This is a genomic window from Streptomyces sp. NPDC093252, from assembly GCF_040683675.1.
Classification (GTDB): Bacteria; Actinomycetota; Actinomycetes; order Streptomycetales; family Streptomycetaceae; genus Streptomyces.
Genome location: NZ_JBFBEM010000007.1, coordinates 96,829 through 114,145, shown reverse-complemented (window position 1 = coordinate 114,145; position 17,317 = coordinate 96,829). Strand labels below are relative to the sequence as shown.

Genomic DNA, 17,317 nt, shown 5'->3' with positions numbered 1-17,317 from the left:
GTGGCATGGCGGAGCATAGGTACCGCTGTGCGAGGGAGTCAATGGACGGGATAACCTCCAGAAAGTTCCGTCGCACCCTCTTGACGCATGCCGATTTACGGGGCTTCCATACTCCCCATCGCGGAACTGCCCTTCCGCATATCGGAATTCACTGCGTCGGGTTGCCGCCGGAACGGGACACGGAGACAGAGCTGATCCGCCGGCACCATGCCGGGCCACGGCACACCCACCCCTTTTTCCCCCGCCCTCCCCCACAGGGTCTCGCCGGTGCGCCCGCACCATGACCGTCGACCGAAGGCGAGGAAGCCTCGTGTCAGATCACGTCATTTCCATCATCGCGCTGGCGTTGGTATTCACCATCGCCACCTTCACCTCCGTACATATGGGAGCGCTGGCGATCGTCGCCGCCTTCCTCGTCGGCACCTTCTTCGTCCACGAGACCACGGACGAGATTTTCGGCGGCTTTCCCGGCGATCTGTTCGTCGTCCTGGTCGGCGTCACCTTTCTCTTCGCCATCGCCAAGAACAACGGCACGGTGGATTGGCTCGTGCATGCCTCCACCCGGGCCGTGCGCGGTCGTATCGCCCTGATTCCCTGGGTGATGTTCCTGGTCACGGCCGTACTGACGGCGGTCGGCGCGGTCGTGCCGGCGGCGGTCGCGATCATCGCCCCGATCGGCATGGGATTCGCGGTCCGCTATCGCATCAATCCGGTGCTGCTCGGGCTGTTCATCATCAACGGGGCCAGCGCCGGGGGATTTTCCCCGATCAGTATCTTCGGGTCCATCACCAATGGGGTGGTGGAGCGGAACGATCTGCCGGGGAATCCGACGCTGCTGTTCGTTAGTTCGTTTGTGTTCAATGTGGTGTTGTGTGTGGTTGTCTTCTTCATGTTCGGGGGGCGAAAACTACTCGGGCGGCGGGCCGACGATCTGACGGACGCCCTGGGCGGTGGCACGGGGACGGCGCCCCGGGCCGGGGTGGGTACGCCGTCGGGGGGCGGCGGCACCGCGCTGCGCACGGCCCCGGCCCCGGCCCCCACCGGTACGGTCGCCCTCGACGACCCCGCCGGCCTGCGCCTCAACCGGGTGCGCGCCCTCACCCTGACCGGGCTGCTCGGCCTCGTCGTCGGCGCGCTCTTCTTCGATCTGAACGTGGGGATGCTCGCGCTGACCGTGACCGTGGTGCTGTCGCTGCTGTCCCCCGAGTCGGCCAAGGGGGCCGTCGACCGGTGCGCCTGGTCGACCGTGCTGCTGGTCTGCGGGATCGTCACCTTCGTCAGCATGATGGAGCGCATCGGCACCATCGACTGGCTCGGCACGAGTGTCGCCGACATCGGGGCGCCGCTGCTGGGCGCGCTGCTGATCTGCGGGATCGGGGCGGTGGTGTCCGCGTTCGCGTCCACCACGGGCATTCTCGGCGCGCTGATTCCGCTCGCCGTGCCGTTTCTGCTCGCCGGGGAGGTGGGGGCGGTGGGGATGGTGACGGCGCTCGCGATCTCGTCGTCGGTGGTCGACTCCTCGCCGATCTCCACCAGCGGGGCGCTGGTGACCGCGAACGCGCCCGAGGAGCAGCGGGATGTGGTGTTCCGGCGGCTGATGACCTGGGGGATGAGCATGGCGGTGATCGCACCGCTGGTGACCTGGACGATCTTCGTGGTGCCCGGCTGGCTCTGAGCGGATCTTCGCCCGTCCTGCCTCAGGGGGTGTCGTTCGGTACAACCCGCACCTTCCCTCCCATGTCCGAAAACTCCTCCTCCGGCCCGTCACAGGCTTGCGCGTTCCGCCGTCCGGCGGAGAGCCTGTGGCGGGCCACGGCGGTGTTCAATCCGGTGGGGGGATTGCGGGAATGGTTGCGCCTGCGGACATACATGCCTACGACTTGCGGCGGGCCCCGTACAAAATTCACTACCTCAAGATGATTGAGTTTCTCCGCGAGCGGTTTGCGACGTATGACCCGAACGGTCGGGGTGATGCGCGCTTCTTCCGGGTAAATGTGATGCTGGGTATCGATGAGAGCCTTAAAGAGACACCGGCTGTCGATCGGCAGGTACGTCTCTACTTCCTCAAGGAGAATCTGTACCTGGAGGGCTGGTCGATCCTGCACAACGGTACCGAACGATACTTGGCGGTGGACAAGAGGCAGGGGATGACCCCTCTGGGCCTCAACGACGCTGCCCCGCGCACAGCGATCCCACTCGCCTATGCCGGGAACACTTCGAAAGACCATCTCGGCGCGGATAGATTTGTCAAAGACTTACGATACCTCCACGCCTTCCTGTCCGAAGAACTGACTCCGAGGCCCAAAAACCGGAATACGAATCAAGAAAAAGCTCAAGCCTCATTCCACAGAATCATTCGGGTGACTGCGGAGATGGCCCGATTCGGAGGGTTCTGCAAGAGCTTTACGACGGTCTGGCCCGTCTCATGGCATCAGGGCACGGAGATCGGCGCTGACAAGCGCAAGAAGACAGAGTCCGAGAAGGAAACGGAAAACGAACCCGAGAACGGCTTCAAAAGGCCACCCTTCCACTGGGCGGTAAACAACTGGGACGCCCTGTCCCGGAAACTCCGTCTGGACGAGACCGCGAACCCGGTGTTCAAAGCGCGGCCTGTAACCCGGGATGAGGCTGAACAGATACTGAAGGACGGCGCCCCAACCCATCCCCGCTGACCGGACATCACCCGTACCGCGATCCGACAGAGGGGGTTCGATGGATCTCGACGCTCTGCGCACGCATCTCACCGGCCTGGGCCGGCCACCCGCCCTACGTTCCACCGACACCGCACTCCCCACCCCGCTGACGGACATGCTGGCCACGTTCCCCGACGGCACCTGCCAGGGAACGGCCGACTCGGGCCCGGCGGAGATCGACGGCGGGCGCACCCGACTGACGCTCACCCTCACCTGCGCGTCCACCACCTGGCCGGTCGGCGGACACGTCACGCTCGCGGTGACCGGCGTGACCCTGACCGTCGCAGCGGACGGCATCGTCAGCCTGGTTCTCAGCGGCGCCCTCGATGCCGTCGAAGTGGTGGCCACCGTGACCGAGGACACGGACGGGCGTCTCACCGCCGAGGTACGTCCACGGAAGCCGGGGGCATTCACTGATGAACTGGACAAGCTGGGTGGACTCCTCAGCGATGCGTCCGTCTGGCAGAGCGCGCGAGAAGGGCTGCACACTCTCGACTTCGCGGCCCGCGACGTCGCCGGGTTCGACTACCGGCTGACCCCCAGGGATGGAGCCGTACCGGCCGCCTACGACGTGACGTCCATGGCCGTCGTCGCCGCGCTCGACATCAAGGGACTGGGCCTGGACATCGCGCTATGGCTGCCCGACCTGACCATCGAGGGCACACCGCACGACAGAAAGCCGGTCAACGTCCGCTCCCTGCTGAACTCGTTCGGTATACCCGGGGACGAGATACCCGCCGAACTGACCATCAGTGACTTACGTGTCGACGCGCTTCTCGGTGAGGCGTACTTCATCACCATGACGGTCACGGGCGGCTGGGACATCGGACCCCTTTCCCTGACATCCATGTCCATGTCCCTGTACTACGAACCGGCCGCGCAGTTCGTGGCCATGGTGTCCGGCACCATTTCCCTCGGTCACTCCATCGACATAGAGGTCAGCGCCGCCCAGAGCGGTGGCGGCTGGGCCTTCAACGGCGGGCTGGCGACCGGCGAGGAGATCGGCATCGGCGATGTCCTCAGCGCCCTGCGCCTTCCCGATGTCCCCGAGCCGTTCAAGTCCCTGGAACTCACCAGCCTCTGGCTCTCCTTCGACACCGGCTCGAAGGCCGTCGAGTTCACCTGCCAGGGCCGCATCACCATCGCCGACGGCATCACCGCCATCCTCTCCCTCACCATCACCCGCGACGGCGCCGCCACCCGCTACGGCGGCACCCTCGATGTCGACGGGTTCACCTTCGGGGTCACGCTCGATGAGGAGAAGACCGGGACCGATCTCCTCGTCGCCACCTACCACTCCCCCGAGGACGCCGACGCGGGTGCCAAGGTCAGTCTCAAGGACTGGGTCGCGCACTTCTCCGCCGAGCTGGCCGCCGACATCCCCGACGGTCTGCACATCGAGCTGAAGGACGCGAAGTTCGTGCGGGTCGAACCGCAGGGCGGGCCCGCGCAGTTCGCCGTCGGCGTCGATCTGTCCGCCGGGATCGATCTCGCGCGGCTTCCGCTGGTCGGCGGGTTCCTCGCCCAGCTCGGCGGCACCCTCGCCGTCGACAACCTCCAGGTCCTGTACGCGTCCGGGGTGATCGACGCCGCCGCGACCGGCGCCGCCAACGCGCTGCTCGCGCAGGCCCAGGTGGTGGCGTTACCCGAGGGCGGGCTGAAGGGCGGGCCCGCCGCGCTCGCGGAGCTGCGGATCGGCGAGGAGCGCACCCCGGTCGCCCTCGGCCTGCCCGCCACGAGCGGTACGTCATCCGCAGGGAACGGCAGCGCCCCGGCCCAGAACGGCAACCAGGGAGCGAACCAGACAGCCAACGCCCCCGCGAAGACCGCCGGCACCCCCTCCACCTCCGGCGTCTGGATCACCGTCCAGAAGACGATCGGCGTCGTCCAGATCAACCGCGTCGGGGTCATCTACCAGCACAACACGCTGCTCTTCGGGCTCGACGCCGGGATTCAGCTCGGGCCGCTCGGGATGTCGCTGGACGGGCTGGCGGTCGGGTCGTCGCTGGAGCGGTTCGCGCCCGCGTTCCGGCTCGACGGGGTCGGGATCGGGTATGTGGCGCCGCCGATCGAGATCGAGGGCGCGCTGCTGCATCTGCCCGACGACCAGCTCGACGCGGATGTGGCGTTCCAGTACGACGGGACGGCGACGGTCGCCGTGCCGGACTTCTCGCTCGCGGCGGTCGGCTCGTACGCTCAGCTCAAGAGCGGGGAACCGTCGTTGTTCGTGTTCGCGCAGGTCGAGGCGCCGATCGTGGCGGCGCCGCCGATTCTGATCACCGGGCTGATGGCGGGGTTCGGGTTCAATCGGGAGCTGACGCTGCCGACGCCCCGTGAGGTGTCGGGGTTTCCGCTGCTCGCCCTGAACAAGCAGGGGCCGGACGCCAATCTGAAGCCCTCCGGGATGCTGGAGGTGCTGGAGGGGCGGGCGTCCGCCGTGCAGGGCAGTCCGGCGCGGAAGTGGATCGCCCCGCGCCAGGGGTCGTACTGGCTGGCCCTCGGGATCGAGTTCAGTGTCGCCGAGGTGGTCAACTCCAAGGTGCTGCTGGCCGCCGAGTTCGGGGCGGAGCTGGCGCTGGCCGTGCTGGGGATCGCCACGGTCCAGTTGCCGATGCCGGCCGAGTCGGCGACCCGTACCTATGTGTACGCGGAGCTGGGTCTTGAGGCGGTGATCCGGCCGCTGGCGGGGAGTTTCGAGCTGGCGGCGGAGCTGGCGCCGGTGTCGTACGTGCTGACTCCGGACTGTCATCTCACCGGGGGGTTCGCGGCGTCGGTGTGGTTCGGGTCGCATCCGAACGCGGGGCAGTTCGTGGTCACCCTGGGCGGCTATCACCCGTCGTTCCGGCGGCCCGCGTCCTATCCGGACGTGCCCCGGCTGGGGATCAAGTGGGCGGTGAGCGACAAGGTGTCGATCACCGCGGAGGCGTATCTCGCGGTGACGCCCTCGTGCGCGATGGCCGGGGGGCGGCTGAGCGTCACCTTCCACGCGGGGGACTTCCGGGCCTGGTTCACGGCCCAGGCCGATCTGCTGGTGTCCTGGCGGCCGTTCTTCTTCGACGCCCGGATCTCGGTGAGCATCGGCGCCTCGTACACCGTCAACGTCGGGCCCGTCCACAAGACGATCAGTGCGTCCGTGGGCGCCGATCTGGAGGTGTGGGGGCCGCCGACCGGGGGCACGGTGACCGCGCACTTCGTGGGGCTGTCCAAGACCATCAGTTTCGGGCCGCCGCGCGACGGCGGGGAGGTGACGGCCCTCGGCTGGGACGACTTCGCGAGCATGCTGCCGAAACCGGCGGACGTCATCACCATCGGACCCGTCAACGGCATCGACAAGACCGCCGAGGACAGCGGCCCCGACCCCGCGAACAGCGGCAAGGTGTGGTACGCCCGCGCCCGCGACCTGCGGTTCTTCACCCAGTCGGCGCTGCCCGCCAGTCATCTGCGGCTCGGCGACGACCCGTTGTCCGCCCCCGCCGCCGACGACACCCCCGGCGTCGACATCCGCCCCATGAACCGCACCGGCCTCGTCGGCGAACACCGTCTGCGGCTGTTCTACGAGGACGCGGCGGCCCCGCTGGACGGCTGGACCGTCACCGCCCGCACCCACAATCTCGCCGCCTCCCTGTGGGGCGCCCCGCCCGCCCCGTTCACCCACACCCCGGGCGCGCCCGACGCCGAGGTGCTGCCGGGCCGCCCGGTCGGCTACGACCTCCAGGCGCCCCGCCCGGAACTGGCCGCCTCGCGCGGGGTGTTCCCGCTCAGCGAGTACAGCGCCGACGAGATCCCGCCCGGCCTGGCCCCCCTGCCCACCGCACCCGTCGCCGACCGGGACTACGTGTCGGTCCCCGACGACGCGTGCGTGGCGCGGATCGGGCGGACCGACGGCGGTACCGCCCGGACCGGCCGCGACCAGGTGGGCGCGGCGCTGGCCGACGCCGGGCTGCTCAAGGACCCGGGGGACGCGCTGACCGCGCTGGCGGCGGGAGCGACCCACCTCTACCACCGGGCACCGCTGGTGCAGAACCCGTAGACCCGCCCCCGCACCCAGACCCCAGGGAGAGCCGGACGTGAGCGCGAGCCAGAGCCCGCAGCACCCCGCCCGCGACACCATCCCCATCGGGGACATCGAACTGCACGACCACTATCTGCCCGCCCTCTCGGCCGGTGACTACCGGATCGAGGCCACGCACGCCCTGCGCACCGGCACCGGGGCGGGCGCGGGGACGGTCGGGGGGACGTTCCGGGCCGTGCAGCGGTTCACCGTACGGGCGCCGCAGGTGGCCCTCGACGCCACGGCCGTGGTCGCCCGGCAGCCGCCGGACGCCTCCGAGGGGCGGTTCGCGGAGGTGCTGCCGCATGTGGTGCTGGGCGATCCGATGCTGCCGTGGGAGCGTCCGCTGCGCGGGGCGGACCGGTCGGCTCCGTGGCTGGCGCTGCTGGTCCTCACCGACGACCAGCTCCTCGGCGGGACGGGGTCCCCGAACCGCAGCGAGTCGAGCACGGTGGGCGCCTTCGTCGCCGACGACCCCGAGGTGCTGGGGCCCGAGCTGCGGCGCGAGTCCGACATCGGGGACGACGACCCCTGCGAGGTGATCCGGGTTCCGGCCGCGGTGTTCGCGCAGGTGGTGCCCAAGCTGGCCGAGCTGCCGCAGCTCGCGCACTGCCGGGGCGCCAACACCGGGGACCGGCCGATCCTGGGGCTCCAGGAGGACGGGCTGTTCTCGGTGCTGGTCGCGAACCGGTTCCCGGCCGCCGCCCCACCCGGCTCACCCGCCGACGCCCGCACCAAGAACATCGTCCATCTGGTGTCCCTGGAGGGCCATGAGCACCTCCTCGGATCCGGTGCGCCGGACTTCCGGGGGCGTACGTCGGTGGCGCTGCTGTCGCTGTGCGGGTGGTCGTTCTGGGCGGACCCGGACGGCCGGGCGCACTTCCGGGCGCTGGCCGAGGGGCTCGCCCGCACGCCGGACGGTACGCGGGCCGCGACCCGGGAGGAGATGTGGCTACGGCTGCCGTCCCCGTACCGGGACGACGACGGTGTCCCGGCCGCCCGGCGGCAGGTGGCCCGGCGGATGGGGGACGGGTATGTGCCGCTGCCGTACCGGACCCGGTCGGGCGAGCGGACCTTCGGCTGGTACCGGGGGCCGCTCACGCCCGTCCTGCCCGCGCCCGTGGACCGGGTGGCGACGGCCGCCGGCGCGGACGCCCTGCTCGGCTACGACCCGGGGTGGGGCAGCTTCGACGTGTCGCTGGCCGCCGCGTTCGAGACCGGCCGCGCGCTGGCGCTGGCCGACGCGGCGTTCGTGCAGCAGCTCATCGCCTTCAAGCGGGCCACCCACGATCTGGTCGACACCCTCTACCACCGGGACACCAGCAGTCATCTGCCGGGCGGCGGGGCGGGGGACGGCGGCGCGCGGGCCGCGTTCGCGGCGCTCCTGGACGGGCCGCTGCTCGCCACGCTGAAGGCGGGGCCGGTACGGCCCGAGGACCCCTGGTCGCCGCCCGCGCCCGAGCCCCCGCCGAGCGATCCGAGCGCCGACCTGGACGCCTATCTGCGCTCCGACGCGGCCCGGTCGGCGGTCACCCGGGCCCTGGCCGAGGACGCCGGACTGACGGAGCGCCTGGCCCCGGTGGTGGACTGGCTGGCCCGGCTGCTGCTGCTGTACGGCGTGCCGTTCGCGCAGGTGGTGCCCGACGCGCGGATGCTGCCGCCGGAGTCGCTGCGGTTCTTCCACACCGACCCGAACTGGCGGGACGCGCTGATCGGCGGGGCGCTGGGGATCGGCGCCCAGTCGAGCCGGGACACCCTCCAGGACGAGATCGTGGCCTCGGTGGTGCGGGCGGCGGTGGCGGACGCGGCCTCCCGGCACCGGGACGAGCGGCGCGAGGTCGCCGGGGACGCCCCCGGGGGGCCGCTCGGCACGGTGTGCGGGCTGCTGCTGCGCTCCGGGCTGGTCTCCGGCTGGCCGAATCTCGCGGTGCGGGCGGTGGACGCGGCGGGGACGGCGCTGCCGGTGCTGCGGATGGACCATCTGTCCCCGGCGGTGCTGCTGTGCCTGTTCAACGGGGTGCCCGCGACGGTCGAACTGGCCGAACCGCAGGAGGGGTTCCGGTTCGGGGTGGAGGACGACGGGCTGATCCCGCTGCGCAGTCTGCTGCCGGACGCCGGGCCCCGGCTGCCGCTGGGCGAGCAGCTCGGCACCGAGGTCACCTTCGACGTCCTGGCCCATCTGCGGCCGTCCACCGACCCCGGCGTCCGGGTCCTGGACCTCGGCTCGCTGGTCCCGGCCCTGAAGGACGCCCTGGACCGCGCGCACGGCACGTCCGTGGGCCCGGTCGGCCCGGCCGATCTCGCCCTGCAACTGGTCAAGGTGCCCGAGGCGATCCGGTTCGACGGCCCGGACGGGGACCGCTTCCCGGCGACTGGAGGAACCCCCGCATGAGCAACTCCCCCAGCTCCCCCGGCACCTCCGGCTCCCCCGGCTCCCCCGACCCCTCCGCTTCCTCCGGCTCCCCCGCCGCCCCCCTCTCTCTCGTCGTGCCGGTCGGCCTCGACGCGCTCGCGGTGACCCCGGCCGTGCTGGGCCGGGACGGCTTCCGGACCTGGCGGCAGAACCACCTCGCCCTGCGCGACTACATCAGCCCCGAGCCCGACGAGGGGGACCGCCAGAGCGACGACCCCCTGTTCCGGCACACCGGGGTCCATCTGCACTGGACGCTGCCGCGCGGACTGCGCCACGGGGTGGAGGACCCGGCCACCGGCGAGGTCGCCTACCCGCTGCTGCCCAACCGGTGGCTGGTCACCCGGTTCAGCGGCGGCGCCCGGCGGCAGCTCCGGGCCTGGGTGATCGAGAGCGACTGCCCCCACACCTCGTACGCGGCCCAGCGCGGCCACGCCCTGGAACGGTCCAGCACCTCCCTGGTCGGCACCGGCACCCTGGACGCCTGGCGGGCCAGCGCCGACCCCTACCGCGCCGCCCGCACCTCCAAGTCGGTGCAGGTGTCGATCGGGCTGGCCTTCCCGCTCACCGACGCCACGCCCTGGACGGAACGGGCCGGGCGGGACCCGCTGTTCCTCACCGCGATGAGCGCGGGCGACCCGCACTTCACCACGTACACCCCGCACAACACCAATGTGCTGTCCTTCCTGGACGATCTCTCCGACGTGCTGGGCGCGGACACCCTCGGCTACCAGGTCGTCGGCTGGTACTCGGATCCCGGCGCCGATGTCCTCGCCGCGCTCCCCCCGGACACCACCTACGCCGAACTGCTGGCCCGGCTCGGCTGGCGGGACCCCCGGGTCACCGGCAACCCGGTGCTGGACGGCGACCTCGCCCCGGCGGTGCGCAGCCTCTACCAGGGGCTGGCGCTGACCGTGCGCTGGGACCCGGCCGCGTCCGCCCCGCCCTCCCCCGACCCGCTGCACTCCGTCAAGGACAGCGGGGCGCTGAACGTGTCCCTGGGCAGCACGACCGAGGACGCGTTCACCGCGCTCGCCGGGCACGCCCTGAAGGCGACCGGCGCCCACCCGGCGGCCGAGGACATGCAGGTGCTGCGGGCGTTCCTGCACGATGTGCTGTCCGTCGCCGACGAGAAGGGCGGCGACGAACGCGTCCGGCGCGCGGTCCACGCGGCCTCGTTCGGCGCCGCGTCGGGCGGCTACCGCTGGACGGTGACCCCGCCCCCGGCCGATCCGTCGCCCGACGGCCCCCCGCCCGCGCCCTTCGCCCCGCCGGCCTGGCTGACCACCCTCAACGACGACCAGGACCGACTGGACGCCCTCCTCGGCGAGGTGTACGACCTCCAGTGGCGGCTGAACTCGCTGTGGCTGAAGCAGGGGCTGCTCGGCATCCTGGACCCGCGCCCCGTGGGAGCGCCCGACCAGGAGGACCTCCAGGCCGAACTCGACCCCACCCGGGCGGGCTCCCTGGCACACACCGTGCGGGAGCGGGCGGGGCGGGCTCGGGAGCTGGCGGCGCGGGTGCCGCAGCCCGACCCGGCGGCCCGGGGCGCGGGTGGGCATGACGCGCTGGCCGCCGGGATCCGTGCCTTCGCCGCGGCCAGGGGGCTGCCCGAGGGGGCGGCGCTCAAGGCGGTGCCCCGGCCCTCGTTCTGGCGGGGCGTCAATCCCGTGGTGAGCGTGTCGGGGATCATGCCGCCGGGGGACGCCGTCGTCCCGGACCCGGACCGGCCGCTGCCCACCCGGGTCCTCACCGACGCCTCCGACGGCTCCCCGGGCGCGCCCGTCACCGCCCTCGCCGTGGGCGGCCGGTCGCTCACCGCGGCACCCGGGCAGGGGCCGATGCCGGAACTGCCCGGCCTCGCCGGGCTCCCGGCCGGGGTCGCCGGGCTGCTCGCCGAGTACTTCCTGCTGGACCCGGGCAACGCCGCCGCCCTCGCCGGGAGCACCGCCGGGGTGTCCACGGCCCAGGTCGGCGAGGCCCTCGCCGCGCACCGCCCCGCCGACTACACCGGCACCCTGCCCGCGCGGGGCCTGGACCCCTGGAACCAGCCCTGGCAGCCGCTGTTCATGGAGTGGCGGACCTCCTACAGCCATATCCCGCACCGCGTCGGCGGCCAGGACTGCTGGGTCTTCGACGGCACCGACTACCGGTACGTCCCGGGCTCGGCGCCCGCCCCGGAGACCGTCGCCGTGGCCGGTGTCTCGGCGCTCGGCCCGCATCCGCGCACCCTGTTCGCGGCCCGGCTGAAGGAGTTCGTCACCCGGCACGGCTCCGACACCCAGCGCGACCGGCTCGGCGCCTGGCTGGAGGAGATCGGCGACTGGGGTGTCCTCGCCCAGGAACTGACCGGCTTCAACGAACGGATCGCGGCCCGGGACACCCGCGCCTTCCGCCGCCCCACCCCCCAGGACCGGCACTTCACCGAGGTCGCGGGCCTCACCGGGTTCCCCGACGCCGAGTCCGAGGACGCCCTGCCCGCCCGGTACCGGGGCCGGGTCACCAGCGTCCCGTACCTCCCCGGCGGGGAGAGCGCCGACTTCCACGCCACCCGGCAGGGCCAGATCCATCTGGCGGAGCTGTTCCTCTACGACAAGTTCGGCCGGGTCCTCGATGTGGTCAGCCCCGACACCAAGCAGGGCGGACTGCACGACCACCGCAACTTCCCGCTGGTCATCGACTCCGGCCTGGCCACCGAGTCGTCCCTCACCCCGACCATCGCCGCCGTCGCCCAGCTCCCGCCGCGCCCGCTCCAGCCCGCCCGGCTCGACTTCGACCTCCTCGACGCCGCCACCGGCACCCGGGTGGTGGAGACCGCCGCCGACCCCAGCCCCGTCACCGGCTGGCTGCTCCCCAGCCACCTCGACGGCAGCCTCCTGCTGTACGACGCCGAGGGCCGCTTCCTGGGCACCTACCGCACCCTCACCGACGCCACCGGCGCCCGCACCGGCCAGTGGGAACCCCCGCCCGACGGCACCCTCACCACCCTCGCCGAGGTCGCGGCGCTCGCCCCGGTGATCGCCGGTCTGCTGGGCTCCCGGCGGCTCGGCGACGAGGCCAACCTCAGTGCCTTCCTCGATGTCATCGACTCCACGCTGTGGACCACCGACCCGCTGGGCCGCCGCACCGACCAGACGATGTCCGCGCTCGTCGGACGGCCGCTGGCGCTGGTCCGGGCGCGACTGCGGCTGACCCTGGACGGGCCGCCGCTGCGCGACACCGGCTGGCGGGCCAGCCTCGACCCCCCGGCGCCCGCGTTCACCGCCGACCCGTTCGCCGTCCGCCTCGGCGACCAGCCCGCCCGCGACGACGGCCTGATCGGCTTCTACCGGGGCACCGCCGACGGCGGCTACGACTACGAGCGCTTCGACAGCGTCACCGCCCCCGACGACGGCCAGGACCTCATCACCCGCATCGGCCCGCCCGGCCCGCCCGAACCGTCCTCACCCACCAACTACCTCCGGTTGACGTTCGGGGACACCGATCCCACCGCCCTGCTGCTGCTCGTCGACCCGCGCGCGAGCGTCCACGCCGTCACCGGCATCACCCCCACCGCCGCCGTGACCGTCGCGCAGCAGCATGTCGACGGCCCGCTGCGGCGGCTCCAGGCCCTCTTCCGCTTCGGCCCGGTCGTCGGCGGCGCCGAGGACGGCCCGGTCCCCTTCCCCCGGCCCAGCACCCGGCACGGCACCTGGAACTGGCTGCGCCCGGCCCCGCCCCCGGGCGGCCCCTGGACCCCGTACGACCTGGCGGCGGCACCGGCCGACGCCCGCTTCCCGGACCGCCCGCCCACCCTCGAAGAGGGCCTGCTCCACCTGCTCCCCGACGCCGACCCCGACCCCGACCGGTCCGCCGACCCCGACCGGTCCGTCGAGCCCGACCGGTCCGCCGAGCCCGACCAGTGACGCTTCACCGCATTCCACCGCACCCGCTGAGGTACGCACACCCGCCCGCCCGTATCAGGAGGTCCCGCATGTCCGATCAGCCGCTGCTCACCTACCGGGTCGCCACCAGCCCGGCCCCGCTCCAGGCCGGTACCCAGGGCACCACGTCCCAGGGCCGTATCGCCATCACCGTGGACGCCGGGGCGCAGGACGCCTACTGCGACTGGATCCAGATAGCCGTGCCGATCGACGCGAGCGCCGGGGGCGGGTACTTCGCCAAGGACCCGCACCCGGTCTTCTCCTCCGACGGCAACTGGATCGCGGGGACCATGGTCCAGGTGACCGCCGAGCATCTGGGCCTGTCCGGTGACGGCGGGTTCTACCGGGCGGTCTTCCGCTACCAGGGCGACGACGGCGAGCCGTTCGCCGGGCCGGTCCACCTCGGGGTGAGCGGCGAGCTGGTGGACAGCACCGGCACCCTCGAACTGCGCATCACCGAGCACTCCGACACCGACTCGGACCCCGAGGACTTCACCGCGCACCACAAGTCCGTGCCGCTGCCGGTCATCGAGCCCGCCTTCTACCTCAACGCGTTCCTGGCCCGCGACGACGAGAGCGCCGACGCCCCCAAGACCAAGTTCACCAGCACCGCCACCCCGTATCTCTCCTGGGAGAGCAACGGCTCGCACTACCGGCTGTTCGACGGCGACGGGAACCTCCTCTACAACGACGCCGGCACCTCCTTCACCCTCCCCAGCGGCTCGCTCCTCCAGGACACCACCTTCACCCTGGAGGCGTCCCTGGCCCCGGCGAGCGGCACCGGCTTCGAGACGGCCTACCAGTACGCGGTCCTCACCCTCACCGTGAAGGACCCGACGCTGGACCGGCTGACGGTGAAGGGCGAGATCTCGGGCTGGTCCGGGCTGGACCTGACCGGCAGCGCGACGGTGGGCAACACCCTTTCGGTGAGCAACTCCGCCACCATCGGCGGCAGCCTCTCCATCAGCGGCAGCACCGACGCCCGCAACGACGTCACGGTGCACGGCTCCCTGTACGCCAAGAGCTCCCTGTACACCGACGGCGACCTGAAGGTCAGCGGCACCCTGGACGCCGACGGCGAGCTGAACGCCAACAACACCCTCAACGCCTACGGCCAGGTCAACGCGGTCAGCGACGACCACTACGTCCGCATCCGCGAACTGCGCGGCCCCTACGGCGTGAAGCTCACCGTCAACAGCAACCTCGATGTGCTGTCGGGGTGCAGTGTCACCACGGCGGAGGACATCTGGATCAAGGGCTACAAGGTGTTCTCCAACAACGACACCGTCTCGCTCTGGAACAACCACTACTCCGGCTACTTCTACGCGACGATGTTCGTGGACGACAACCGGCGCCAGGTGGCGGTGTGGGACCCGGGCAACGATGTGAACTCGGCCCAGTGGAAGATCTCGTTCGACTGACGGGCGCGCAGCGCGCGAAGGGCCGCACCCCGGTCACCCGGGGTGCGGCCCTGTCGCGTCTTCGCGCGGGTGTCAGCCGCGGATCAGGTTGCGCAGCACGTACTGCATGATGCCGCCGTTGCGGTAGTAGTCGGCCTCGCCGGGGGTGTCGATGCGGACGACCGCGTCGAACTCGGTGCCCGTGTCGGTGGTGACCTTGACGGTGGCCGGGGTGGTGCCGTCGTTCAGCTCGGTGACGCCCGTGAAGGAGAAGGTCTCCTCACCGGTCAGGCCGAGGGAGGCGGCGGAGGTGCCCTCCGGGAACTGGAGCGGGAGCACGCCCATGCCGATCAGGTTGGAGCGGTGGATGCGCTCGTAGGACTCGGCGATGACGGCCTTGACGCCGAGCAGCGCGGTGCCCTTGGCGGCCCAGTCGCGGGACGAGCCGGAGCCGTACTCCTTGCCCGCGAGGACGACGAGCGGGATGCCCTGCTCGATGTAGTTGCGGGAGGCGTCGTAGATGAAGGAGACCGGGGCGTCCGCCTGGGTGAAGTCGCGGGTGTAGCCGCCCTCGGTGCCCGGCGCGATCTGGTTGCGCAGCCGGATGTTGGCGAAGGTGCCGCGGATCATGACCTCGTGGTTGCCGCGGCGCGAGCCGTAGCTGTTGAAGTCGCGGCGCTCGACGCCGTGCTCGGTGAGGTACTTCCCGGCCGGGGTGTCGGCCTTGATGGCACCGGCGGGCGAGATGTGGTCGGTGGTGACCGAGTCGCCGAGCTTGGCGAGGACGCGGGCGCCGGAGATGTCGGTGACCGGGGCCGGGTCCATCTGCATGCCCTCGAAGTACGGGGGCTTGCGGACGTAGGTGGACTGGGCGTCCCACTCGAAGGTGTTGCCGGTGGGGATCGGCAGCGCCTGCCACTGGGCGTCACCGGCGAAGACATCGGCGTAGGACTTGTTGAACATGTCCTCGCCGATGGCGCCCGCGACGACGTCGTTGACCTCGGCCTCGGTGGGCCAGATGTCGGTCAGGAAGACCGGCTTGCCGTCCTGGTCGGTGCCGAGGGCGTCGCGGGTGACATCGACCTTCATGGACCCGGCGAGGGCATAGGCGACCACCAGCGGCGGGGACGCCAGGTAGTTCATCTTGACGTCGGGGTTGATCCGGCCCTCGAAGTTGCGGTTGCCGGAGAGGACCGAGGTGACGGCGAGGTCGTGGTCGTTGACCGCCTGGGAGACCTCGTCGGGCAGCGGGCCCGAGTTGCCGATGCAGGTGGTGCAGCCGTAGCCGACGAGGTTGAAGCCGACCTTGTCGAGGTAGGGGGTGAGGCCCGCCTTGTCGAAGTAGTCGGTGACGACCTTGGAGCCCGGGGCGAGGGTGGTCTTGACCCAGGGCTTGCGGGTCAGGCCCTTCTCGACGGCCTTCTTCGCGACCAGCGCGGCGGCGACCATCACATACGGGTTGGAGGTGTTGGTGCAGGAGGTGATCGCGGCGACGGTCACGGCACCGTGGTCCAGCTCGTACGTCGTGCCGTCGGGGGCGGTGACGGTGACCGAGTTGGTGGGGACGCCGTTGGTGGCGGCCGGGGCGTCGGAGGCGGGGAAGGACTCCTGGCCGGCCTCGTCGGCGGTGGCGACGTAGTTGAGGACGTCCTTCTTGAACTGCTCGGCCGCGTTCGCGAGGACGATCCGGTCCTGCGGGCGCTTCGGCCCGGCGATGGACGGGACGACGGTCGCGAGGTCCAGCTCCAGCTTCTCCGAGAAGTCCGGCTCGGCGGCCGGGTCCAGCCACAGGCCCTGCGCCTTGGCGTACGCCTCGACCAGCGCGACCTGCTGCTCGGAGCGGCCGGTGAGGCGCAGGTAGTTCAGGGTCTCGCCGTCGATCGGGAAGATGGCGGCGGTGGAGCCGAACTCCGGGGACATGTTGCCGATGGTGGCGCGGTTGGCGAGGCTGGTGGCGGCCACGCCCTCGCCGTAGAACTCGACGAACTTGCCGACGACGCCGTGCTTGCGGAGCATCTCGGTGATGGTCAGCACGAGGTCGGTGGCCGTCGTACCGGGGCGCAGCTCGCCGGTGAGCTTGAAGCCGACGACGCGCGGGATGAGCATGGAGACCGGCTGGCCCAGCATCGCGGCCTCGGCCTCGATGCCGCCGACGCCCCAGCCGAGCACCCCGAGGCCGTTGACCATGGTGGTGTGCGAGTCGGTGCCGACCAGGGTGTCCGGGTACGCCTTGCCGTCGCGGACCATGACGACGCGGGCCAGGTGCTCGATGTTCACCTGGTGGACGATGCCGGTGCCGGGGGGTACGACCTTGAACTCGTCGAACGCGGTCTGGCCCCAGCGCAGGAACTGGTAGCGCTCCTTGTTGCGGCCGTACTCCAGGTCGACGTTCAGCTTGAAGGCGTCGTTGGTGCCGAACTTGTCGGCGATGACGGAGTGGTCGATGACCAGCTCGGCGGGGGCGAGGGGGTTGATCTTCGCGGGGTCGCCGCCCAGCTCCTTGACGGCCTCACGCATGGTGGCGAGGTCCACGACACAGGGCACGCCGGTGAAGTCCTGCATGATCACGCGGGCGGGCGTGAACTGGATCTCCTGGCTGGGCTGGGCCTGCGAGTCCCAGCCGCCGAGGGCGCGGATGTGGTCGGCGGTGATGTTCGCGCCGTCCTCGGTGCGCAGCAGGTTCTCCAGCAGCACCTTCAGGCTGTAGGGAAGGCGCGCGGAGCCCTCGACCTTGTCCAGCCGGAAGATCTCGTACGACTCGTCGCCCACGCTCAGCGTGGTGCGGGCGTCGAAGCTGTTCGCCGACACGACAGTCTCCTTCATTCATGTGCGCGTACCAC

At 71.3% G+C, this 17,317-nt stretch carries 7 protein-coding genes; 6 read left to right on the top strand and 1 reads right to left on the bottom strand.

Annotated features, from left to right (window positions below; all coding sequences use genetic code 11):
• Positions 1-310: 310 nt before the first annotated feature.
• The 6 genes from AB0O01_RS16395 (at position 311) to AB0O01_RS16370 (ending at position 14,498) form a co-directional block, all read left to right on the top strand.
• On the top strand, positions 311-1,675 hold the full coding sequence (locus AB0O01_RS16395; protein ID WP_365313924.1) for an SLC13 family permease: 1,365 nt from the start codon (positions 311-313) through the stop codon (positions 1,673-1,675).
• A 241-nt stretch (positions 1,676-1,916) separates the two neighbouring features.
• Entirely contained in the window at positions 1,917-2,672 is a 756-nt protein-coding gene (locus tag AB0O01_RS16390; protein ID WP_365313922.1) for a hypothetical protein, read from the top strand.
• A gap of 40 nt (positions 2,673-2,712) precedes the next feature.
• Positions 2,713-6,723 (top strand): DUF6603 domain-containing protein, encoded by a 4,011-nt coding sequence (locus AB0O01_RS16385; protein ID WP_365313920.1) that lies wholly within the window; start codon positions 2,713-2,715, stop codon positions 6,721-6,723.
• A gap of 37 nt (positions 6,724-6,760) precedes the next feature.
• Entirely contained in the window at positions 6,761-9,136 is a 2,376-nt protein-coding gene (locus AB0O01_RS16380; protein ID WP_365313918.1) for a hypothetical protein, read from the top strand.
• Positions 9,133-13,059, top strand: a complete 3,927-nt coding sequence (locus tag AB0O01_RS16375) for a hypothetical protein (protein ID WP_365313916.1) — start codon at positions 9,133-9,135, stop codon at positions 13,057-13,059. Before AB0O01_RS16380 ends, AB0O01_RS16375 begins: the two co-directional genes overlap by 4 nt.
• A gap of 68 nt (positions 13,060-13,127) precedes the next feature.
• Positions 13,128-14,498, top strand: coding sequence for a hypothetical protein (locus AB0O01_RS16370; RefSeq protein ID WP_365313914.1), 1,371 nt, complete (start codon positions 13,128-13,130; stop codon positions 14,496-14,498).
• Positions 14,499-14,570: 72 nt separating this feature from the next.
• Here AB0O01_RS16370 and acnA read toward each other — a convergent pair whose 3' ends face one another.
• Positions 14,571-17,285, bottom strand: a complete 2,715-nt coding sequence (gene acnA / locus AB0O01_RS16365; protein WP_365313912.1) for an aconitate hydratase AcnA — start codon at positions 17,283-17,285, stop codon at positions 14,571-14,573.
• Between the last annotated feature and the right edge of the window lie 32 nt (positions 17,286-17,317).